Genomic DNA, 20,818 nt, shown 5'->3' on the forward strand with positions numbered 1-20,818 from the left:
ACCGAATTTTTAGCAGTGAACATTATCGGAGAAAAAATATGGCGATCATTCGTTATGGCGTAGAAGGCGGAACAGGAACCGGCGGTCAGCATTTGCCTTTTGCACGTGCAACTCAGGCGGGCGGATTTTTGTATGTGTCCGGGCAGACGCCGATGACAGACGGCGAAGTGGTTGAAGGCGGCATTGTTGATCAGTCGCGTCTGGCGATTCAGAACTGTGTCGATATCATGGCTGAAGCCGGTTACGGCCTGGAAGATGTGGTGCATGTGAAAGTGGTGCTGACCGATTCACGCTATTTCCAGTCTTTCAATAAAGTCTTCAAAGAGTTTTTTGGCGAGCATCCGCCGGCGCGTATCTGCATGGTGTGCGATCTGGTTGTCGATGTGAAAGTCGAAGTGGATGTGACTTGCTACCGTGAAGATCGCCGTTAATTGGCTGAGCTTTATCGGAAACGCTGAAGCCTGAAATATCGCAAAAACAATCACTCTGAGCTGGAATATATCAGACGGAGATAGAGAAAAAGGGCTGGCAATGCACCAGCCTATAAAAAGCAAATTACTGAAATGAAAGCTCAATTCAGTAATACATGGGATAACCAAGCAGGTTCATCCCCAAGCAAATAAAAGCAATGACGGATTATAAGAGGTATGGAATGAACAGTACACTCTTTCTCACCGGATTCGGTGCATATGTGGTGTTTATGATCTGGTTGGGATGGTTTGTGTCCCGCTCGCAGAAATCGGGTGAAGATTTCCTGCTGGGCGGACGCGGTCTCCCTTTATTCCTGATGTTAGGGACAACAGTGGCGACTATGGTCGGTACCGGTTCCAGTATGGGGGCAGTGGGTTTCGGCTATAACAATGGCTGGGCCGGTGCGCTTTACGGTATTGGCGGTGCGTTGGGTATCCTGCTGCTCGCCTGGTGGTTTGCGCCGGTGCGTAAGCTGAACTTCATGACCATGAGCGAAGAACTGGCTTATTACGTGGGCGCTAACAAAGCGGTCAAAAACGTGGTCGGATTGCTGATCTTCATCGCTTGTATCGGCTGGCTCGGCGCCCATATTCTGGGTGGTGGTCTGTATCTGGCCTGGATAGCCGATATCGACCTGAACACCGCCAAAATCATTATCGCTGCTGCCTTTACAATTTATGTGGTGATAGGTGGATATACCGCTGTGGTATGGACAGATACCATTCAGGCCGTCATTCTGTTTGCCGGTTTTATCCTGATGGCGGTGCTGTCAGTCAATCAAATTGGTGGGTTGGAAAATCTGTACGCAGCCATGGACCCTGCCGCTGTCAGCCTGTTGGGTATTGATAAACTGGGCGGTCTGCCTGCACTGTCTCTGGCCACTGTGGTGGGGGTGGGTATCTTAGCCACGCCGTCCTTCCGCCAGCGTATTTACTCCGGCAAGAATGTGTCTACTATCCGGCGCTCTTTCGTGATGTCCGGTGTGCTGTATCTGTTTTTCTCTATCATTCCGGCCATCATTGGTATGTCAGCCCATGCGATCAATCCCGAGCTGAATAACGCCAATTATGCCTTCCCGTACATTGCAGCAACGGTATTGCCAGTCGGCATTGGCATGGTCGTGCTGATTGCCGGTCTGTCAGCCACTATGTCCAGCGCCAGCTCGGATGCCATCGCCGGGGTGTCTATCTTGCTGCGCGATGTCTTCATCCTGTTCACCGGCAAAGTGCCTTCCAAAGACAAAATGGTGCTGTACTCACGCCTGTCGCTGGTGATCGTGATTGGCATGGCGCTGCTGTTTGCCCTGACCTCCAATGACATTATCGGCTATATCACCAAAATGATTTCCACCGTGATGTCAGGCATGTTTGTCTGCGGCATGCTGGGACGCTTCTGGCAACGTTACACTTGGCAAGGCGCGCTGGCGACACTGGCCGGTGCATCGGCGGCCTCCTTTGCCATCATACTGAATGCCGAGTGGGGCGCTTACTGGGGCAACCCCTGTATCCCTTCTGTGATCACAGCGCTGGCCGCCGGTGTTGTCGTCAGCCTGGTCACACCTGCCAACAAGGTAACGCCAGCTCAGGCGAAAGCCATTCTGGATGCAGAACGTGAAGCGATGGAAAACACTGTTCAGAAGGACATCGGTACTCAAGCAGCTTGTGCGAAATAATTAGCTGAAACTTGTAAAAATGCAGGTCTTTGTGATGAACCAAGGCCTGCATCATGAATTAGGCTTTAATTAGAAGCGGTTAACCTGTGCTGTTGGTGTCGGTAAGCAGTCCTCAACGCAGAAGGTTTGCTGGCTCTAGTGTTCAATCTCATTGAAGGGTACCAGTGTGAAAATCGCATTTTTTGGTGAATGTATGGTCGAGTTAAGCGGCCAGCCACTGCGTCGTACGTTTGGGGGAGACACCTTAAATACGGCGCTGTATCTGTCGCGTTTAGGGCGTTCCCGCCGACTGGATGTCAGCTATGCGACAGCGCTCGGAAAAGACAATATCAGTCAGGATATGTTGTCTGCCTGGCAGGAAGAATATATAGATACGCGGCTGGTGCGACGTCTGGAAGACAAGTTACCCGGTTTGTATCTGGTTGAAACCGAACCTAATGGCGAGCGTCATTTTCATTACTGGCGCAATGACAGTGCGGCGAAGTTTTATTTCGCCTCAGACGTGACGCCATTGGAAAAGTCAATTGTAAACAAAGAGTTTGATGTGTTTTATATCAGTGGTATCAGTCTGGCCATTCTGGCTGAAGAAGCCAAAGCCATTCTGATCACCTTACTGGAAAAGCACAAAGCCAACGGTGGCAAAGTCGTCTTCGATAATAACTTCCGTCCGCAACTGTGGACGGCGAAACAGGCACAATACTGGTACAAACAGGTGCTGCCATTTGTTGATATTGCTCTGATCACAGAAGACGACGATCACAAAGTGTGGGGCCAGAGTGACGTGATCGAACGGTGCCGCGATCTGGGCTGCCATGAGGTGGTTATCAAACGCGGCGCTGCACCCTGCGTGGTGGTGACCGGTTTGCAAAACCATCAATCCGAAGCCTGCGAAGTAGCGGCCAATCCGGTCGGCAATGTGGTGGATACCTGTGCTGCCGGCGACTCATTCGCTGCCGGATACCTGGCGGGACGCTTAAGCGGGCAAACCGCCAGTGTTGCCGCTGAGCTGGGCCATCAACTGGCCGCAATCGTTATTCAACACCCAGGCGCGATTATTCCGTCTGAAGCTATGACAGACATTATGTAAGGAGCTAGAAGTTAATGTCTCAATCCCTGATTGAAAAACTGAAACAATTTAAAGTCATTCCTGTTATTCAGATCAACAGTGTTGAACAGGCCGTTCCTCTGGCGAAAACCCTGGTTGAAAATGGCCTGCCTGTCGCCGAAGTGACTTTCCGTACCGACGCTGCGGCGGAAGCGATCCGTCTGATGCATGAAGCGTATCCGTCGCTGTGTATTGGTGCCGGCACTGTGTTGAATGCCGAGCAGGTTGATCGCGCACAAGCTGCCGGTGCAGAGTTTATTGTTGCACCGGGCCTGAACCCGAACACGGTTCGCTATTGTCAGGAAAAGGGCATTGCTGTGGTGCCGGGCGTGAATAACCCAAGCCAGATTGAACAGGCGCTGGAGCTGGGGCTGAATTTTCTGAAATTCTTCCCGGCAGAAGCGTCTGGTGGTATCAACATGGTGAAATCCCTGCTGGCACCTTATGTTGATGTCAGCCTGATGCCAACCGGCGGGATCAGCAAAGCGAACGTTCGCGATTACCTGGCCGTTGATCGTGTGCTTTGTTGCGGCGGAACCTGGATGGTGTCACCGGCACTGATCGACAATGGTGACTGGGATGAGATCGGTCGTCTGGTGCGTGAAGCCGTCGAGCTGGTTCGCGACTAAGTCACGACTTTCATTCTTGTTTGAGCTGTGTGCCACTCCGTGAACGGGGTGGCATTTTTTGTTATGTTGCCGAACCTGATGAATCGAAGCGGCATTGTGTCAGATGTCCTTTGGTATCAAACACCAGGGCTAAGTTATCTGTCTGGCTCTGGGAGAACTGGGCCATACAAGTGTTTTTGGCCAATTGTGTCTGACTCTTTTCGCCGCTACTGATGACCACATCCACGCCCTGAATGGCTTGCAGCAAGGCAGGTGAAACGCTGGCCGGATACTGGCTTAATAACACGATGTTTTTGATACCTTTGACTTGCAGACGGTCGACGCTGTTGCGCAGTAACTCAAGATCCTGTTCCTGCAAGCTGTCAGTTTGATCATGATACGGATTGATTAACGCCAGATACGCCACCTGCGTATTGCCATACCAGCGAATCAGCGCGTCCGCCCGGCCTTTATAGCGGTTATAGGCATAAATACCTGTCTCACTCTGCTTCAGCCCAAAATCAATGTTGCTCGCCAATACCGGATAATTCGCCTGTGGCAGCAGGTTCACCGAATCTTTGTATTCCCGTACTTCAGAAGTAATGGCTGTGATATAGGAAAACGGCTGACGTTCCACATTCGGATTTTGCGCAGAATAAAAGGTGATGCCATCACGGCTGGGCAGGGTGACATGATCAAGATCAGCCTGACTTGGCGAAGGCGGCAACTGAGTCAGAAAGCGAACCTGCAGATGAGCGCTATCCTGCAGGCTGGGCGTGCAGCCTGCCAGCAAGGAACCCATCAGAAGAAAAAGGCAAAGGATGAAACGGCGCATAACAATATCGGAATGTGATCTGGGTCGCTATTTTCTGCTTTTTGCAAGGAAATGACAAGGGGCCAGATGACATGGTGTAAGAGCGGGTGGCAGTAAAATCGGTAAAATGAAAAAAGTCGGGTGGCTGTTTTCATCTGCAGAGGGGGCTAACTCCCTCTTATAGCGCTGAAAACCCAACAAACGCTCATACCGTAACGGGCAAAAAACGAGAAGAAAGACAGGTTTTGAACGCAAAATAATCACTCAGTTCAAAATGATGAATTTTGCAGTTGACTCGATCTCTCCATTGCGTAGAATGCATCCCGTACCGCAACGGAGGCTAACGACGAAGCGGTCATGGTAATAAACGATAACCGAATCGGTTCATCAGTTTAAGGCGCGTTGGCAGAGTGGCTATGCAGCGGATTGCAAATCCGTGTACCTCGGTTCGACTCCGGGACGCGCCTCCATTTGCGACACTAGCTCAGTTGGTAGAGCGCAACCTTGCCAAGGTTGAGGTCACGAGTTCGAACCTCGTGTGTCGCTCCAGATTTTATAGTCACGACAAAATGTCGGTACTAAAGATGGTGTCTAACCCATCGCAATCCAGAATTGCGTGCCCTGGTGGTGAAATTGGTAGACACAAGGGATTTAAAATCCCTCGACGTTCGCGTTGTGCCGGTTCAAGTCCGGCCCGGGGCACCATCAAAATCAACGGCTTACAGGCTAACGCTTGTAAGCCGTTTTTCTTTTCCGAATATCTTTTCCGAATATAAATCAGTCTTTCTGCTTGGGCTCCTTATCAGCAATGCTTACCTCTGCTGTAAGCTAGCTGATGAACATCCAATAAGTTAATTCGTTTGAGATAGGTAGCGATTCTCACACCAATGCAGTTGAGTGCTTTACATAGTTTATTTTCACGATTATAGTTATTTTCATGAATCATGAAATATTTGATAATCGTGAAAGTGGTCAGGTTTATGAAAAGTGTTGAAATCACCATTGATCAAATTTTAAAGCAACTTCCTGAAAGTTGGGAACCACAGTACACGGCATATTCTTACGATGACATAGACGGCACGTTAACACTCAAATTTGGTGATAATACGCGATATTTTCCTGTGAAGATCAAGCAGGTACATCGTAAAGAGTCACTGTATACCTACTCCGAACAGTCTGCTCAAACGGGGATGTTGATTACCAATACTTTGTCTCAATTTCTCAAAGGCGAATGCGATAAGTTAGGTATTAACTATATCGATGGCAGTGGGAGCGTAAGGATCGTTCAAGATAATCTATACGTATTGATCGAGAGACTAGGTAACAAAGCTGAGGTATCAACGCATAGCAATACCATGAGTATTGGAATCGTAAAGTGTGTATTTGCGCTGTACTCTGAACCAAACCTCTTGTACGCAACGTATCAGGAAATTGCGTTAAAGGCAGGGGTTTCTTTAGGCATGGTCAACAAGGCAATACAGTATTTAATAAACAACCGGTACATGCCACAGGCCAAAAAGTCACGCCGTTTGCTCGATGTTGACCAGTTATTGTATGAATGGCTAATTAGTTACAGAAAAACGATTATTCCTAAGAGAGTCACCATTCCATATCCACCGCCTTCAAGTTGGAATGAAATCACATTGAAAGATAGCCAGTTATGGGGAGGAGAAGTTGCGGCTTTGCAACTTACTGAGTACCTAAATCCTCAAGAGTTGTTGTTATATAGCTCAGAAGCGATGCAAAGGTATCCATTAGGTACGAAGGATTCACCAATGCTGTATGTGACTAAACCTTTTTGGGGAAATGAGCTTGAGATAAGCGAGAAAGGTCATGCGTTGTTAACCATCGGAGACTTGCTAGCTTCACATGATGGCAGAAACCGAGAAGTTGCGGAGTTAATCAATGAACGATATTTACGAATTAAAGTACTCCCTCAATAATGATTTTTTAAAAGCTTTGTCCACTGTCGTTAAAGCAGCGGATGCTTTGAGTATCCCTTACTTTATTGCTGGTGCTACAGCCAGAGATATTGTATTGCACGGCATTTTTGGTCACACACCTGGTCGGGCAACACGAGATATTGATACAGCGATATTTGTTGATAGTTGGTCTCAGTATGAGGAAATGAGAGGAAAGCTAATTGCATCTGGCCTGATTGCAACGGATATTGCACATCGGCTTACCGAACCGCAATCAGGATTGCCTGTAGACATTCTGCCTTTTGGTACGTTGGAAGATTCTGAAAGGCGCATACAGTGGCCACCAAAACATGTTGAAACAATGTCGGTCGTTGGATTCAGTGAAGCATATGAATCCTCTATTCAAGTAAAATACGATGATCTTCTTTTTCATGTAGCCTCGTTACCAGGAATTGCACTAATGAAATTGATAGCCTGGTGGGAGCGGGGTAATGAGAACCCAAAAGATGCCAGTGATTTTTATCTGTTACTCAGTAAATATCAGCTTATCCACATTGATCGGATGTGGGAAGACTACATCCCAAGTGATTTGGGATATAAAGTCGAATTCGTAACAGCATTTCTGCTTGGCTTTGATATGCGTGATATCTTGAAAGAGAAATCTAAGGAAATTCTTATAGACATCCGTGATAACCATCAAGATGGCTTGATCACAGCGATGAGTAAAGGTAATCACGGAATCGATATAGACGGATTAGAAATTGAGCTGAAAGCTTTTTGGCGTGGTTTGTTATAGATAATTTATTGCTCACGATCAATTGATGTAATAATATATACGATATTATTTATTTTTAACTCGAAATAGCCTTAAATCACTTGGTGCAAAAAATCATTAGCCCCCTAAAGTTTCTCCATATCTTACTAATCAGCTATGTTTGACTCCTGTTACCGAAACCCCGATGTTAATTCTTGATAAGTGATTGGCTATTATGATTAAAGTGTCACTAAACCCTTTACTGATAGCCTTGCGCCTCAAGCAAATCGAGAATTTGGTAAGAAAGAATGGCAGAAACGATGCGTCGGATGCATTCAGACATTGCTTCTGGTCTGCCCTTATGGCTCGCGATCTGGGATATATGAATGCGCAGCGATTCACAAATGCTCATGAATCCAGCCCGGATAACCCCTTTATGGAGAAGAAAATGGATCTTCATAACAACGATGTCGGGCTGCGTATCGGAGCAAGAGGTGGAAGTGATAGCTCTCTTTCCAATGCATGTATGGCTGCTCTTCAAGGTGGCGAACTGATGATTATTCAATAGGTAGTTATATGTGGAAAAAAATTTACCTTCTAACGGCAGCACTGGTTCTTTCAGCATGCTCTGAGCAGCAAAGTAATGACGCATTTTTAACCTTAGGTGATCAAGCGTTCAGCCAGAGTGCCTGGAGCGAAGCAGATGAATCAACCAGAGGGACGATGGTTGATTCTTTTCTCAAAGAATATAGCGTTACCGGAATGAAAAGCGAAACCTTGATTGATTTGCTTGGTGAGCCAACCGGGTATCATGAGTACGATCATGATCTGGCTTATTTCATTGGCGGAAATGTTCAAAGCCAGTATGGTGAAGGGTACTTACTCGTTTTCTTCATCAAAGATGGCATCGTCGATGAGTATCGAACTTTTCCGGCGATTGATTAGTTTGCTGATTTCAGTTTTCGGCTTTTTGCTGAAATGACCGCCTTTCCGTCCTGTTACCTTAAGTCCGGTTCGATATAATCAGGACCAGAACATCAAGAAAATAACAAATCTATCAATTTCATGATTTTTATTAAGACATCTCAATTTTAAACGTCACATACCGAGCAGGTTGCTGAAATTGACACATCGCTGTCAAAACAGAGTAACAATGCATTCAAAAGGATAGTGTAGTTTGCCGGTAATGTATTTTTCATCTTCAGTTCCTGCGCAGTTTTTCAGCAACGAGATTTGAGGAAAGATATTTTTTCTGACGGAAAAGTGAATTTCATATTCGGGTTCAAACAGGGAAAGTTTGATACGGATCTGAAGGAATAACAAGCCTGTCAGAATAACTGTCTATAACGTGAAAACAACAGCAAAAAAAGTGAGAAATAAGCCTGTTTTCTGACAATGCCCGATGGCGTTGTGCATTATTCATATTCACGGCTTCATGCTTCAATTTATCCTTTTTGGGAAAACTCGTTGTCGGCAAAGAAAGGGGATGATAAATTCCAGAAACCTTGTTTAACGTTTCCTTATATACGGTCGCAAGATGTGACTGGTTTCCTGAAATAAATTTAAATTGATAACTCTATAAATTAGTTGGTATGCATGACCATTCAAGAAATGATCTCGATATTGCTCTCTTTTCCAACGAATGTCTTTTTCGTTCCTTTTGTCATCTTTTTGGTCATCATGCTGGTGGATCTGGTATTCAACATTGTTGAAAGTGTCGCACCTGAGGTTGATCTGTTTGATGCGGAGAATATTCCGGGTGCGGGTTTGATTCTGCCGCCGATTCTGTCGAAAGTGCCATTAATGGTGGCCTTGTGTGTCAGTTTCTTTGTCGGAACCATTGTCTCTTTTTATCTGGTGCAAGCGCTGAATGCAGTCTCAGAAGCCGGTTGGATGATGGTTGTCGAAGTCGTGTCAATTCCATTTACGGCTTATCTGGCTCTTTTCATTGCCGCCTGGTTGCTCAAACCTTTGGCACCATTGTTTGATAAAAAGAAAAGCTTCGCCAAGGTTGATTTTATTGGCCTGAAAGGCCGGGTTCACAGCAGTTTGGTGAACCAGAACCGGGGTGAAGTTGTCGTGCAGCATAACGGCAGTGAATTCTTACTTGATGTCCGGGTGATCGAGCCGGAGATGTCAATGGAATATGGCGATGAAGTGATCATCGTTTCTCAAAATAAAACAACAAAACATTATATAGTAGCGAAAAATAGCTAAGCATAAGGAGTTGGCTATGCAAATCTCTCCAAGCGTTATCTTTATTAGTGCTGGAGTCGGTATATTTTTACTGATTTTAATTTTTCTCACATCCAGATATAAAAAAGTCCGAGGGGAAGGTGATGCACTGATCGTCAATGGTCTGCATGCCACCCGTGCTTCTCTGACCGGTACCTTTGTCTGGCCGGTCATTAACCAGCACGAATATATGGATATCACGCGTAAGAAGATTTCTGTGATTCGCAGCGGTCGTAAAGATCAGGAAGGCGAAGAGTACGAAGGTCTGCACTGCCGCGATAATATCCGTGCCGACCTGAAAGTGGATTTCTATATCGGTGTTAACCACGAAGAAGAAGATATCGTTCGTGTTGCGAAACTGTTTACTGCTCATGAAGCATCGAATATTGAACGTCTGAAAGAACATTTCCAGCCCAAGTTTTCTGAAGCACTGAAAACGGCCGTCAAACAGTTTGAATTTGAAGAACTGCTGACTAATCGCCGTACTTTCCGTGATGCTGTGGTTGAAGTGATCGGCAGCGAAATGGATGGCTTTAAAATCTATGACGTTGTAATCGATAAAATTGACCAGACGTCTTTGGACGCGCACAGCCCGGACAACATCCTGGACGTTGAAGGTATTCGCAAGATTTCCATGATCACCGCGCATAAGAATACCGAAACCAATGCGATTCGTCAGGACGAGCGCACAACCATCAAGAAGAAAAATGTTGAAGCGGAAGCCAACCGTTTGCAACTGGATAAGCAGGAGCAGGAAAGCATTGCTCGTGCGAAACGTGAAATTGATATTATCAAAGCGCAGGAAGAAGCTTTGTCTTCCGAGAAGCGTGAAGAATATGAACGCGTGACGCAACTGGCGAAACTGGAAACTGAAGAAGAAGTTGCCAAGAAACGCGAAAGTGTTCAGATGGAAGTCGAAATGACGCGCATTACCAATCAGCGTCAGGTGGCAATCCAGCAGGAAGAGCTGAACCGTTCCGTTGAAACCGAGAAAGTCCGTACTGCAACGGAAGTGGCAGAGAAAGAAATGCACAAAGAGACCACAGTGGAAGAATCGCTCAAAGCTGTGGCGGAAATGCGTTCTCAACGTGTTGAAATTGAACGTAAGATTGCTCGCGAAGAGGAAGAAACGGAGAACCTGCGTGTTCACGAACAAGTGAACCGTCAGAAACGTGTCACTCTGACTGAAGCCGAAGCGATTGCAGAAGCGAAACAGCTGGAGCTGCTGGTTGCTGCCCGTGCGGAGAAAGACGCTGCCCGCGAGAAAGCGGAACGTCTGCTGATTGAAAATGACGCCGCGCTGAAGGTTAAGACTCGTGATGCTGAAAACGCACTGGCTGTGAAGACCCGTGAAGCAGAAGCTGACCAGATCGTAGCGACCAAACGTGCTGAAGCTGAATTTATCGCGAAAGAGCGTGAAGCCGCAGCGAAAGAGCGTATGGCGAAAGCTGAGAAAGAAGTGATCAGCTCAACGGGTCTGGCTGAAATTGAAGTGGAACGCGAGCGTGCGCTGGCGATTCGTGAAGTGGGTGAAGCGGAAGCTTTCGCACTGCAGAGTGCGGGCGAAGCGGAAGCGCAGGCACTGCGTGCGAAAGGTCTGGCGGAAGCCGAAGCGCAGACTGCTCGCTTCGAAGCGGCTCAGCAGTACGATGAGCACACACGTGAGCATGATAAGTGGGTGATGAAGCTGCAACAGGATAAAGAGCTGGAAATCGCCCGTATCGACGCGCAGAAATCTGTGGTGGGCGAGAACGCGAAAGCGCTGGCCCAGGCTCTGTCTCAGGCGGACATCAAGCTGTTCGGTGGCGAAGGCATGGAGCAAATCCGTCGTACCATTATGGATGCCGCTTCAATGGATGCGAAGTTTGCCGAGTCTAAAGTACTGAATCCACTGGTTTCTGAATATGTTGAAGGTCTGCGCAGCATGCCTCAGGACATCAAAGACATCCTGGAAAACACAGATCTGAAAAGCAGTGATCTGAGTAACGTGGCGCTGGCCGGTCTGCTGAATTCACAGGGCGGTGCATCAGAATTACTGAAGAAAATTCAAAGTACACTGAGCTCTCACTCAGAAGACAAACTGTAATTTACGTTAATCATCCCACGCTTCCCGCCTCTTAGGAGGCGGGATTTATTAGGTAATTGCATGTCCGAAACAACTCAACAAGCGGTGAGCGAGGGTGGGGCGTACGAAATACTGAAATCCCGTCTATTTCAGCAAGGTAAACAGCTCAAGTCCCTGTCTCAAGCCTTTAATCAGAATCGTCAGACAATCTTTGGCGGCCAAGAAAGCCAACTGGTCGGTAAAACGAATGTCCAGACACAAGCCCGCTCCATTCCCATCGATATGGCGCAGGTCAATCAGCAACTTCTCTTCGGTTATCAGGTGCATGTCGGCCTGAAATCCGCTCCGTCCCTGGAGGATGTTTTTGGTTTATATCAATTACACGAGCAGGACGGCACGTTCCGCATTGAACCTTTAGCGCTGGAAAACAGTTTTCTGACGGATGCTCGTTTTCTGCACGAATTTACCGAACTTTTTACTTACTACAGCGATGCCCGCCTGACACAGATTTCTCGTCAGGAAAGCATTCTGTACATTGCCTTCCAGATTGGGATGCGCCCTGAAGACCGCAAAGTCTTCCGTTTCCAGCTCAATGCCAATTCGATTGAATACATTGACTCGCTGGGTAACAAACAGCTGGAAAATGTTCAGCAGCATGACTTTGAGTGGATTGCCACAACCCGTGACGATCAGGTTGCTGGTGCTCATCCGCATGTGTCGATTCGCGACAAGCTGTTTGTCGAATGCATTGGCGGCGATCTGACCATCAAGGTAGAAGACAACACGGATGACGGCAGAGGGATCTACAGTGAATCGGTCGACGATCCGCACCAGAGTGTTGCCGATGCTTTCATTGAATATGCCTTTATTGGTGAGCTGATCGCGTTAAAAATCAAACCGCACCGTGAGAAGCACTCGCGCTATTTTATTTATAACCCGATCAACCAGTCAGTTGCCCGGGCTGATGCGTTAGGGCTGAGTGCCAAAGCACTGCCGGAAGATCATGGTGTGCTTTATTCTCACGGCTTTGTGCTGGCAAACGGCGAAAGCAAGCAGTTTGACATGCCGTGGCAGCACCTGAAGTTCTTCCAGAAAATTGCCTCACCCAACGGTGAAGATATCCTGTATTTCTTTTTCAACATGCTCGAAGGCCATTACGTTGGCTTCACCTATAACATGATTGAGAAGAAGTTTGCGGCACCTATGGAGAGCCACGGATTCAGCCTCTATCCCGATGGCCGGATGCTGGTATTCCAGTTGTCTGAAAATGTGGAAGCGTCAACCATTCACCCGCTGCGAATCTGGGATACGCCGTTTTCTACCCCGGAACACTATGCCGCGCAGAATGCCAGTGCTGACAACACCAGCCCGCTGTTTAATCTGGGTAATGCCGAACTGGTTCGTGCGCTGTCGTCCGTGTTGTCTATCTGCCAGCTGGCTCAGACAGAAGAAGTCACTCAGGCTGCTTTTGAAGTGCTGCTGAAAGAGTGTCAGACCACGCTGGATCACTATCACTGGCTCAACCATCATTATGCGCTGGGCATGGGGGAAGTGATTAACAGTCTGATGGACACGGCAAACAAGATCATTGATGAGTTTGCCAAAGTTCTTCAGATGCAGCGTCACGCTGAAGAGAGCCTGGCTGAGCATCAGCAGGTCGTAACCAACCTGATTGCGAAGATCAAACTGGCCCCCAAAGAGCAGGCAAATGTCCTGTTGTCCCTGCTGTCAGAGCTGAAAACGCAGGTGGGTGCCACCATGGCGCTGTGTCAGCAGCATTATATGGATACCGGCAGTGTTGATGCCTTACTTGATAGCCTGCAGCAGCACCGTGAGCAGTTGAACCAGCAGCTGCTGACATTGTTACAGGAAGAAAAGGCGTATCAGCCGTTTAAGCAACAGATTCACGAGATAGAAACTTCGCTGGCGGATGTCAGCAAGACCGCAGACATTCAGGCACTTCAGCAGCAGGTGGACACACTGCGTGCAGACTTGCAGCTGGTGTCTGAAGAAGTCACAGACATTGAAACCGATGATCCGACCCAGTCGACCCGGATTCTAGACTTAACCACCGAAGTCTCGTCGTTGCTGAATGCGGTCTCGGCCAGGCTGAGAAATAAATCGCAGAGTCTGCAAAGTAACGAGGCTCAGGCTGAGTTCAGTGCCCAGTTCAAACTGCTGGGCCAGTCGGTCAGCAGTGCGATGGAGCAGGCGACCACGCCGGATGAGTGTGATACACAATTGGCGAAACTGGTTGGTCAGCTGGACAAGCTGGAGTCCCGTTTTGCAGATTTCGATCAGTTTCTGGTGGAGATTTACGCCAAGCGCGATGAGATTCAGTCGACGCTGGACAATCACAAGCAACAGCTGATTGCAGCGCAGCAGCGCCGGGTACAGAACCTGATGCAGGCTGCCAATGTCACCATGGGCAGCGTCGAAAAACGAGTGTCCCGCTTTGATGATGTGAAAGCGCTGAACAGTTATTTCGCCACCGACGCCATGGTGCTCAAACTGCATCAGCTGTCGCAGTCGATTCGTGATCTGGGCGACAGCGTCAAGGCTGACAGTCTGGATGCTAAGCTCAAATCGCTGCAAGACCAGTCGCTGCGTTCGCTTCGTGATAATCAGGATATCTTCGAAGATGGCGGCAAAGTACTGCGACTGGGTCGTCACAAGTTCAGTGTCAACCAACAGGCGCTTGATCTGAGCCTGGTGGAGCATAACAAACAGCTTTGTACGCATATTTCCGGTACCGATTTTTATCAGCCTATTGCAGATGAAAATTTCCTGTCTCTGCAGCAAATCGCGCGCCTTGATGTGTCGTCTGAAAGTGAGGCGGTTTATCGCGGTGAATACCTGGCGTACCTGATGCTGCACAGTGCCATGAACAAAGCTGATGATCTGTCGCTTGCTCAGCTTTATCAGGCTGGCCGTGACAAATCCTTGTTGCCGCTGGTTCAGCATTTTTCTGCGCCGCGCTACAAAGAAGGGTATGTCAAAGGGATCCACGATCACGATGCGGCTCTGATATTGCAGGATGTGCTGCCGACCTTTGAACAGGCCGGATTGCTGCGATTCAGCCAGCGTGCGCGGGCCAATGCGTTATTGTGGCTGATGATGCAGGAGGAAACGGAACTGCATCGCTGGCAGGAAAAAGCGAAAAATGCACAGCTGCTGAAAGAGCACCTGAATTCTGCGGATGCATTCTTGTCGCTGCAGCACACTCTGGCCGAGTCGGTGCAGGGTCAGGCTGCTATGGAAAGCAGCGATTACCTGATTCGGTTACTGGCGGGTACGGATGTGCGGATTGAAGTCAGTCAGGATGGCTTTGAACTGAGTGAAGATTACCTGCAATTTCGTCGCAGTCTGGGCTGGAACGGCGAGCAACTGGCGCTGGATGTCGCCTTTGCCGATCACCAGCAATGGCTGAGTGCTTACACCGCCCAGAAGCAATATGGTCAGGCGTTTGTGGTCGAAGCCGCTGCGATTGCGGTATGTAATACCCATTCAGACCGCTTGCTGAGTCCTGTGGACTTCTCTCTGGCTTGTCCTGTACAGGGACTGCTGGGCGAGCACGATCGGGTTGAAGGCGGCACATTAACCCTGGTACTGGATGATTTCATCCAGCGCTGTGAACATCACCGCAGCGAAGTGGTTCCTCAGTTTGAGGCTTATCTGAGTCAGCGGACGGCATTACTGAATCAGGCAAAAGATCAATTCAGGCTGAGCGAGTTTAAACCGCGGCCGCTGACCTCTTTCGTTCGCAACAAGCTGATCAGCGACAGCTACCTGCACCTGATTGGCGACAACTTTGCCAAGCAGATGGGCACAGTCGGCGACAAGAAGCGGACGGACCTGATGGGGATGCTGCTGCTGATTTCTCCGCCTGGCTACGGTAAAACAACCCTGATCGAATATGTGGCGCATAAGCTGGGACTGGTCTTTATGAAGGTCAACGGCCCGTCGATTGGCCATCAGGTCACTTCGCTGGATCCGGCCGATGCGCCGGATCAGAACTCAGCGCGTGAAATCGAGAAGATCAATCTGGCCTTCGAAATGGGCAACAATGTGTTGTTGTATCTGGATGATATTCAGCACACCAGCCCGGAACTGCTGCAGAAATTCATCTCACTCTGTGACGGTACCCGACGGATTGAAGGAACCTGGCAGGGGAAAACCAAAACCTATGATATGCGCGGCAAGAAGTTCGCTGTGGTCATGGCCGGGAACCCGTATACCGAAACCGGTGAAGCGTTCCGGATTCCGGACATGCTGGCCAACCGGGCCGATATCTATAACCTGGGTGACATGCTGTCGGATCAGCAATATGCGTTTGAGCTGAGCTTTATTGAGAACTCACTCACCTCTAATCCGGTTCTGGCGCCACTGGCAACCCGCGATCTGAACGATCTGTATCGTTTTGTCAAAATGGCACAAGGGGATGGCGTTGCGCTGAGCGATATGTCGCACTCGTATTCATCAACCGAAGCCAACGAAATTGTGGCGACGCTGCAGAAACTTATGCTGGTTCAGCAGACGGTTCTGAAGGTGAATCAGCAGTACATTCTGTCGGCAGCAACGGCAGACGATTACCGTGTTGAGCCGCCGTTTAAGTTGCAGGGTTCTTACCGGAACATGAATAAGCTGGCTGAGAAAATCGCTTCGGTGATGACGGATGATGAACTCAATACCTTGCTTCAGGATCACTATCAGGGCGAAGCGCAGACGCTGGCCAATGGCACAGAAGAAAACCTGCTTAAGCTGGCAGAACTGCGCGGCAACATGAGCGCTGAACAGCAAGCCCGCTGGGAAGACATCAAACAGGCCTATCAGCGCAAGCAAATGATGGGTGATGAAAGTGACCGTGCCGGACAAGTCGTTCAGCAATTAGCGATGCTGAATCAGCATGTTGCGCGGTTCGCTCAACCTGTAAAACTGGAGGATTTGCAATGAATCAGCAACAGTGGCTCGACTGGCTGAAAGCGTCGCTTGAAGATGGCCGGCTGGACGACAACGAGCGGCGTGAATTACAGGTTTCACTGGTGGAAGTGGGTTTATCGGATGATGAGCGTTCTTTTTTGCGCAACCAGAGCTTCAAACTGGCGCAACAAGCCATACAGGAAGGGGCAGAGCCCCTTGCTGTACTTCGCTGGCTGGAACGGGTAGTGAAAGTGCTTGATAACACCCGCAGCTCTGCCATTGCACAAGTCGCGACCAGTTGGTTTTCACCGGGGCGTGCCTGTGCGGGCGGCATCATTGAGCAACTGCGACAGGTGCGCAGTAAAGTGGATATTTGTGTCTTTACGATTGCGGATGATGAACTGACTAAACACATTCTGGCAGCGCATGAACGTGGCGTGCAAGTGCGGGTGATCACCGATAACGACAAGCTCAATGACGCTGGCAGTGATATTGATTATCTGGCACGTAAAGGCGTCGCCGTGAAAATTGATACCACGGCTTATCATATGCATCATAAGTTTGCCGTATTTGATGGCACCCGGCTCATCAACGGCAGTTTCAACTGGACACGCAGTGCGTCCAGATACAACCAGGAAGACATTACGCTGACGGATGACCGCCGTTTTCTGACAGCGTTCGAGCAACAGTTTGAAGAGCTGTGGCAGCGTTTTCCTTGTCATCAGCCGAGTTAAGGAGAGCAAACATGAATGACATTGTGAACCCGGAGCCGCAGCCTGTCCGCTCAGCCAATCCAGCCGACTTGCTGGAGTTGGAAGTGACACCTGAAATCGTTGCCTTGTCTGACAGCTTTGATCCTTTCGACGCTGTTGCAACCATCACTTTTGGTAAAGAAGCGCTGGAAAAAATCACCGCGTTTTCCGATAACGTGCTTGAACAAGTTCGGGTCCGTGATACCGGGGATGCCGGAGAAATCCTGCAATCTATGGTGGAGTCGATGGACAGCGCCGCGTTTGACCGCCTCAAAGGCAATAGCTTTCTGGCGAACCTGCCGCTGATTGGCGAACTGTTTGATTCCTTCAAGAAGTTCTCTCGCAGCTTTGATTCAGTCAAACAGCAGCTTGAGCAGCTATCGCAGCAGTTGGAAGCGCAGGAAGTGAAACTGGCGCACGATATCACGCAATTGGATGGCCTGTACGATAACAACCTTGAGTTGCTCAAAGGCCTGGAGCACTTCATTGCCGCGGGTAAATACAAACTCAATCAGTTGAACGTGGATATATTACCAGCCTTGCACGCGGCCTCTGTTCAATCCGGCGATGCGCTGGAAGCGCAGAAATACCGTGATGCCAGTCAGGCCGTCGCGCGACTGGAAAAACGGGTTCATAATCTGGAGCTCACCCGGCTTGCTGCAGTGCAAACCGCGCCGCAGATCCGTTTGTCGCAGGAAGGCAATAAAATGTTGATGGAAGATATCCAGGATATCGTTCATAACACCTTTCCTTTGTGGAAGCGCCAGTTCCTGATTGCGATTTCCAACTACGAGAAAGAAAAGGCGTTGAGAGTCACCCGCACTGTGAAGGATTACACCAACAAACAGTACGTGAAAAACGCTGAACACCTGAAAGTGCTGGAAGAGCAAATTGCTGAAAACTATCAGCGCGGTATCCTGGATCTCGAATCCCTGCAGGCGGTTAACCAATTGACGATAGAAACGCTGAACAACACGTTATCCCGCGTCAAAGAAGGCCGTCAGCAACGCGAACAGGCCGAAAAAGTGATTGCGAAAGCCGAGAAAGAGCTGAAAGTGGCCTTGCAGCAAACGCTTGAATGATGATGTTGGGCTGCACAATAGGTGCGCATTAATCAGAACGGCAGTGAAAACTGCCGTTTTTTATGGTTGTGTTTTTTGATAATTGTCAGGCTGCTGTATTTTACTCAGTGTTGGATGGAGTGATTTATAACGATATAGAGCCACATTCATCGGAATATAGGTCAGGATAAAAAATGAGATCAACGCCATGGCTCTTGCCTCTATCGCTTCCAGATCAATAATCATCAAGGTAACGAGACAGGGCCATACCATGAAGAACGGTGAGAAATACCGCCAAAATTGTGCTGAAAAATATTGAATACGGTATACATAACCCTGTAAGCCAATCACAGAGAATAATAGAAAAACACAGTCGATGATACTCAGAAATGTCATTTCATCCTGATAGGTAAGACGAATCGCCATGATGAGGTTATAAATACTCAGCCAGAAATAAATTTTCCACAAACGCATGATTTTTAAAATTTTTACCATTTTTATGTCTTTATATCATATACATTTCAAAGTCATAAATCGAACTATGAAAGAGTGTGGTTGTGGTTCAGTATATATCTTCACCAAACTGAAAGGTTGAAGCTTTGAATAAAAATTGCTATTGAATTAAAAAACATAATAAATTGGTATTCTTGATGAGGTTCCTGAAATTGAGCCATGAAAGTAAGAACATAGAGCCAATGAATTTTATATAGCATCCGCCCATTCTGCAGTGAGAAAAATATCAACCGGGAAGGCAAATTTCGTGTGCCTGTGTAGGACTGACGATAATATGGGCAGAGTTATGTATGGCTGCCAGATTCGAACCGTTTTAATCGCTTACAAATTCACCTCGGTTTGAACTGGGTTCCATTTTATTGCTCGTAGTTTCAGTGCAACTTTGACAGATTCCGATACCGTCAACTATAGGTCATACCTCTTACCAATAACCTATGGCTCATTATGAAAAAATTATTACTCCTCATGCTGTTACCCTTTACCGCTGCTGCGCAAAGTGGAGAAGCGCCTGCCTCACACCATCTTTATGCTCAGCCTTTGTCGACGGCGCAGATTGAGCAGGTTCAGGGCAGCAACACTTATACTTATGTCCGTTGCTGGTATCGTCCGGCGCAGACTCACGATGATCCTGCCACAAGCTGGGAGTGGGCGTTAGATGAAAAGGGCGAGTATTACCAGCTCAAGGGTTACTGGTGGTCATCCTTGTCGTTTAAGAACATGTTCTATACCCATACCCCGCAGTCTGAGATCAAAGCGCGCTGTGCGGAAACCCTTGGGGTCAGTCATGAAACGGCTGACATGACCTATTTTGCTGCCGATAACAGCCTGTCTTATAACCATTCTATCTGGACCAACGATCTGGGTATCTCGATGGGCATCAACAAAGTGGTCGCGTTTGGTGATAGTTTGTCGGATACCGGCAACCTGTTCAATGCATCGCAGTGGGTGTTCCCGAACCGCAATTCCTGGTTCCTCGGCCATTTTTCTAACGGCTTTGTCTGGACGGAATATCTGGCAGAAAGCCTGAATCTGCCGCTGTACAACTGGGCAGTGGGCGGTGCAGCCGGTTCTAATCAGTATGTCGCGCTTACGGGAGTCACTGAGCAGGTGAGCTCGTATCTGACGTACATGCAGCTTGCTCAGAATTACCATCCGGCCAATACCCTGTTTACGCTGGAGTTCGGGCTGAATGATTTCATGAATTACGACCGCACGGTGGAAGAGGCCAAAGCAGATTACAGCACGGCTATGCAACGTTTAACGGCATCTGGTGCGAGCAATATTCTGTTGATGACCTTACCGGATGCCACCCGTGCGCCGCAGTTTAAGTACGCGACGCAGGAAGAGATCGACAAGGTGCAGGCGAAAATTCTGGCCTTCAACGCTTTCATAAAGGCCGAGGCAAAACGTTATCAGGACCAAGGCGTAAAGGTGGTGTTGTTTGATGCGCACCAACTGTTTGACCAGATCACTACAAATCCTGCATCACACGGTTTTGCCAATGCCAAAGATGCCTGTCTGGATATCAATCGCAATTCCGCGGCGGATTATCTGTACAGCCACAGCTTTACCGATGAATGTGCGTATCTTGGTTCGGATAAGTATGTGTTCTGGGGGGTAACACACCCAACTACAGCAACCCATAAATACATCGCCAATGCCATGTATCTGCCGGTGATTTCCGCGTTTAATATCCAGCCTTAAAGGCATACTGGATCTTGGCAAGCAGGGCATTTGCCCTGCTTTTTCAGTGAAACGAAAGTGTCAGTGAAAACGAAAGCGGGACAGCAGAATTGCTGGATCTGAGTGCGTTCTATGCTTGCCATTTTCAATGGAAAGCCATAGAAGGGTTTCAAATCGCCTATGGGAACAAGTCAAACCCAGTCGGTTCTCACGAGCGTATTTGTTTATCGGACGCATCTGAGG

The 20,818-nt window shown here is 48.3% G+C and carries 16 protein-coding genes and 3 tRNA genes; 17 read left to right on the forward strand and 2 right to left on the reverse strand.

Features of this window, described 5'->3' with window-relative positions; all coding sequences use genetic code 11:
- Positions 1–38 precede the first annotated feature (38 nt).
- The 4 genes from IFO68_RS05200 (at position 39) to IFO68_RS05215 (ending at position 3,877) form a co-directional block, all read left to right on the forward strand.
- Positions 39–431: a RidA family protein gene (locus IFO68_RS05200; protein WP_192014893.1), complete on the forward strand. Its 393-nt coding sequence runs from the start codon at positions 39–41 to the stop codon at positions 429–431.
- A 221-nt stretch (positions 432–652) separates the two neighbouring features.
- Entirely contained in the window at positions 653–2,143 is a 1,491-nt protein-coding gene (locus tag IFO68_RS05205; RefSeq protein WP_192014894.1) for a sodium:solute symporter family protein, read from the forward strand.
- Between the two features lie 193 nt (positions 2,144–2,336).
- A complete protein-coding gene (locus tag IFO68_RS05210; protein WP_237028851.1) occupies positions 2,337–3,230 on the forward strand; it encodes a sugar kinase in 894 nt (297 codons plus the stop codon).
- A 14-nt stretch (positions 3,231–3,244) separates the two neighbouring features.
- Positions 3,245–3,877 carry a bifunctional 4-hydroxy-2-oxoglutarate aldolase/2-dehydro-3-deoxy-phosphogluconate aldolase gene (locus tag IFO68_RS05215; protein WP_046219344.1) on the forward strand — a complete coding sequence of 211 codons (633 nt, stop codon included), beginning with the start codon at positions 3,245–3,247 and terminating at the stop codon, positions 3,875–3,877.
- A 61-nt stretch (positions 3,878–3,938) separates the two neighbouring features.
- Here the strand turns inward: IFO68_RS05215 and IFO68_RS05220 are convergent, their stop codons facing one another.
- The gene (locus IFO68_RS05220) at positions 3,939–4,691 is read right to left on the reverse strand and encodes a bifunctional UDP-sugar hydrolase/5'-nucleotidase (protein WP_192014896.1); all 753 of its coding nucleotides are present in this window, start codon (positions 4,689–4,691) and stop codon (positions 3,939–3,941) included.
- 375 nt (positions 4,692–5,066) lie between these two features.
- On the opposite strand from IFO68_RS05220, the gene IFO68_RS05225 reads away from it, so the two are divergent.
- The 12 genes from IFO68_RS05225 to IFO68_RS05280 all read left to right on the forward strand — a co-directional run bounded on the left by IFO68_RS05225 (position 5,067) and on the right by IFO68_RS05280 (position 18,400).
- Positions 5,067–5,140 (forward strand) — tRNA-Cys (locus IFO68_RS05225).
- A 3-nt stretch (positions 5,141–5,143) separates the two neighbouring features.
- Positions 5,144–5,219: transfer RNA gene (locus tag IFO68_RS05230), tRNA-Gly, on the forward strand.
- Positions 5,220–5,288: 69 nt separating this feature from the next.
- A tRNA-Leu gene (locus IFO68_RS05235) sits at positions 5,289–5,375 on the forward strand.
- A gap of 275 nt (positions 5,376–5,650) precedes the next feature.
- A complete protein-coding gene (locus tag IFO68_RS05240; RefSeq protein ID WP_192014897.1) occupies positions 5,651–6,613 on the forward strand; it encodes a type IV toxin-antitoxin system AbiEi family antitoxin in 963 nt (320 codons plus the stop codon).
- Positions 6,576–7,388: a nucleotidyl transferase AbiEii/AbiGii toxin family protein gene (locus tag IFO68_RS05245; protein WP_192014898.1), complete on the forward strand. Its 813-nt coding sequence runs from the start codon at positions 6,576–6,578 to the stop codon at positions 7,386–7,388. Before IFO68_RS05240 ends, IFO68_RS05245 begins: the two co-directional genes overlap by 38 nt.
- Before the next feature lie 193 nt (positions 7,389–7,581).
- Positions 7,582–7,914: a DUF6973 domain-containing protein gene (locus IFO68_RS05250; RefSeq protein WP_192014899.1), complete on the forward strand. Its 333-nt coding sequence runs from the start codon at positions 7,582–7,584 to the stop codon at positions 7,912–7,914.
- Between the two features lie 8 nt (positions 7,915–7,922).
- Complete coding sequence (locus IFO68_RS05255; protein ID WP_192014900.1) at positions 7,923–8,291, forward strand: hypothetical protein; 369 nt, start codon at positions 7,923–7,925, stop codon at positions 8,289–8,291.
- A gap of 651 nt (positions 8,292–8,942) precedes the next feature.
- Positions 8,943–9,563 (forward strand): DUF1449 domain-containing protein, encoded by a 621-nt coding sequence (locus IFO68_RS05260; RefSeq protein ID WP_225445050.1) that lies wholly within the window; start codon positions 8,943–8,945, stop codon positions 9,561–9,563.
- Between the two features lie 16 nt (positions 9,564–9,579).
- Positions 9,580–11,667, forward strand: coding sequence for a flotillin family protein (locus IFO68_RS05265; RefSeq protein ID WP_192014901.1), 2,088 nt, complete (start codon positions 9,580–9,582; stop codon positions 11,665–11,667).
- 60 nt (positions 11,668–11,727) lie between these two features.
- The gene (locus IFO68_RS05270; RefSeq protein ID WP_192014902.1) at positions 11,728–16,599 is read left to right on the forward strand and encodes a DNA repair ATPase; all 4,872 of its coding nucleotides are present in this window, start codon (positions 11,728–11,730) and stop codon (positions 16,597–16,599) included.
- The gene (locus IFO68_RS05275) at positions 16,596–17,300 is read left to right on the forward strand and encodes a phospholipase D-like domain-containing protein (protein ID WP_192014903.1); all 705 of its coding nucleotides are present in this window, start codon (positions 16,596–16,598) and stop codon (positions 17,298–17,300) included. Before IFO68_RS05270 ends, IFO68_RS05275 begins: the two co-directional genes overlap by 4 nt.
- Positions 17,301–17,311: 11 nt before the next feature.
- Positions 17,312–18,400 carry a toxic anion resistance protein gene (locus tag IFO68_RS05280; RefSeq protein ID WP_192014904.1) on the forward strand — a complete coding sequence of 363 codons (1,089 nt, stop codon included), beginning with the start codon at positions 17,312–17,314 and terminating at the stop codon, positions 18,398–18,400.
- A gap of 60 nt (positions 18,401–18,460) precedes the next feature.
- Here the strand turns inward: IFO68_RS05280 and IFO68_RS05285 are convergent, their stop codons facing one another.
- Positions 18,461–18,874: a hypothetical protein gene (locus IFO68_RS05285; protein ID WP_192014905.1), complete on the reverse strand. Its 414-nt coding sequence runs from the start codon at positions 18,872–18,874 to the stop codon at positions 18,461–18,463.
- A gap of 462 nt (positions 18,875–19,336) precedes the next feature.
- Here IFO68_RS05285 and IFO68_RS05290 point away from each other — a divergent pair, with 462 nt between their 5' ends.
- The gene (locus IFO68_RS05290) at positions 19,337–20,596 is read left to right on the forward strand and encodes an SGNH/GDSL hydrolase family protein (RefSeq protein WP_192014906.1); all 1,260 of its coding nucleotides are present in this window, start codon (positions 19,337–19,339) and stop codon (positions 20,594–20,596) included.
- Positions 20,597–20,818 lie beyond the last annotated feature (222 nt).

The sequence above is a fragment of the Photobacterium arenosum genome (assembly GCF_014841115.1).
Classification (GTDB): Bacteria; Pseudomonadota; Gammaproteobacteria; order Enterobacterales; family Vibrionaceae; genus Photobacterium; species Photobacterium arenosum.

Coding starts and splice junctions, on each gene's coding strand:
- IFO68_RS05210 (WP_237028851.1), top strand. CDS start 2,337: ATGGTCGAGTTAAGCGGCCAGCCACTGCGTCGTACGTTTGGGGGAGAC.
- IFO68_RS05250 (WP_192014899.1), top strand. CDS start 7,582: ATGATTAAAGTGTCACTAAACCCTTTACTGATAGCCTTGCGCCTCAAG.
- IFO68_RS05260 (WP_225445050.1), top strand. CDS start 8,943: ATGACCATTCAAGAAATGATCTCGATATTGCTCTCTTTTCCAACGAAT.
- IFO68_RS05280 (WP_192014904.1), top strand. CDS start 17,312: ATGAATGACATTGTGAACCCGGAGCCGCAGCCTGTCCGCTCAGCCAAT.
- IFO68_RS05290 (WP_192014906.1), top strand. CDS start 19,337: ATGAAAAAATTATTACTCCTCATGCTGTTACCCTTTACCGCTGCTGCG.
- IFO68_RS05245 (WP_192014898.1), top strand. CDS start 6,576: ATGAACGATATTTACGAATTAAAGTACTCCCTCAATAATGATTTTTTA.
- IFO68_RS05240 (WP_192014897.1), top strand. CDS start 5,651: ATGAAAAGTGTTGAAATCACCATTGATCAAATTTTAAAGCAACTTCCT.
- IFO68_RS05205 (WP_192014894.1), top strand. CDS start 653: ATGAACAGTACACTCTTTCTCACCGGATTCGGTGCATATGTGGTGTTT.
- IFO68_RS05275 (WP_192014903.1), top strand. CDS start 16,596: ATGAATCAGCAACAGTGGCTCGACTGGCTGAAAGCGTCGCTTGAAGAT.
- IFO68_RS05220 (WP_192014896.1), bottom strand. CDS start 4,691: ATGCGCCGTTTCATCCTTTGCCTTTTTCTTCTGATGGGTTCCTTGCTG.
- IFO68_RS05265 (WP_192014901.1), top strand. CDS start 9,580: ATGCAAATCTCTCCAAGCGTTATCTTTATTAGTGCTGGAGTCGGTATA.
- IFO68_RS05270 (WP_192014902.1), top strand. CDS start 11,728: ATGTCCGAAACAACTCAACAAGCGGTGAGCGAGGGTGGGGCGTACGAA.
- IFO68_RS05255 (WP_192014900.1), top strand. CDS start 7,923: ATGTGGAAAAAAATTTACCTTCTAACGGCAGCACTGGTTCTTTCAGCA.
- IFO68_RS05200 (WP_192014893.1), top strand. CDS start 39: ATGGCGATCATTCGTTATGGCGTAGAAGGCGGAACAGGAACCGGCGGT.
- IFO68_RS05285 (WP_192014905.1), bottom strand. CDS start 18,874: ATGGTAAAAATTTTAAAAATCATGCGTTTGTGGAAAATTTATTTCTGG.
- IFO68_RS05215 (WP_046219344.1), top strand. CDS start 3,245: ATGTCTCAATCCCTGATTGAAAAACTGAAACAATTTAAAGTCATTCCT.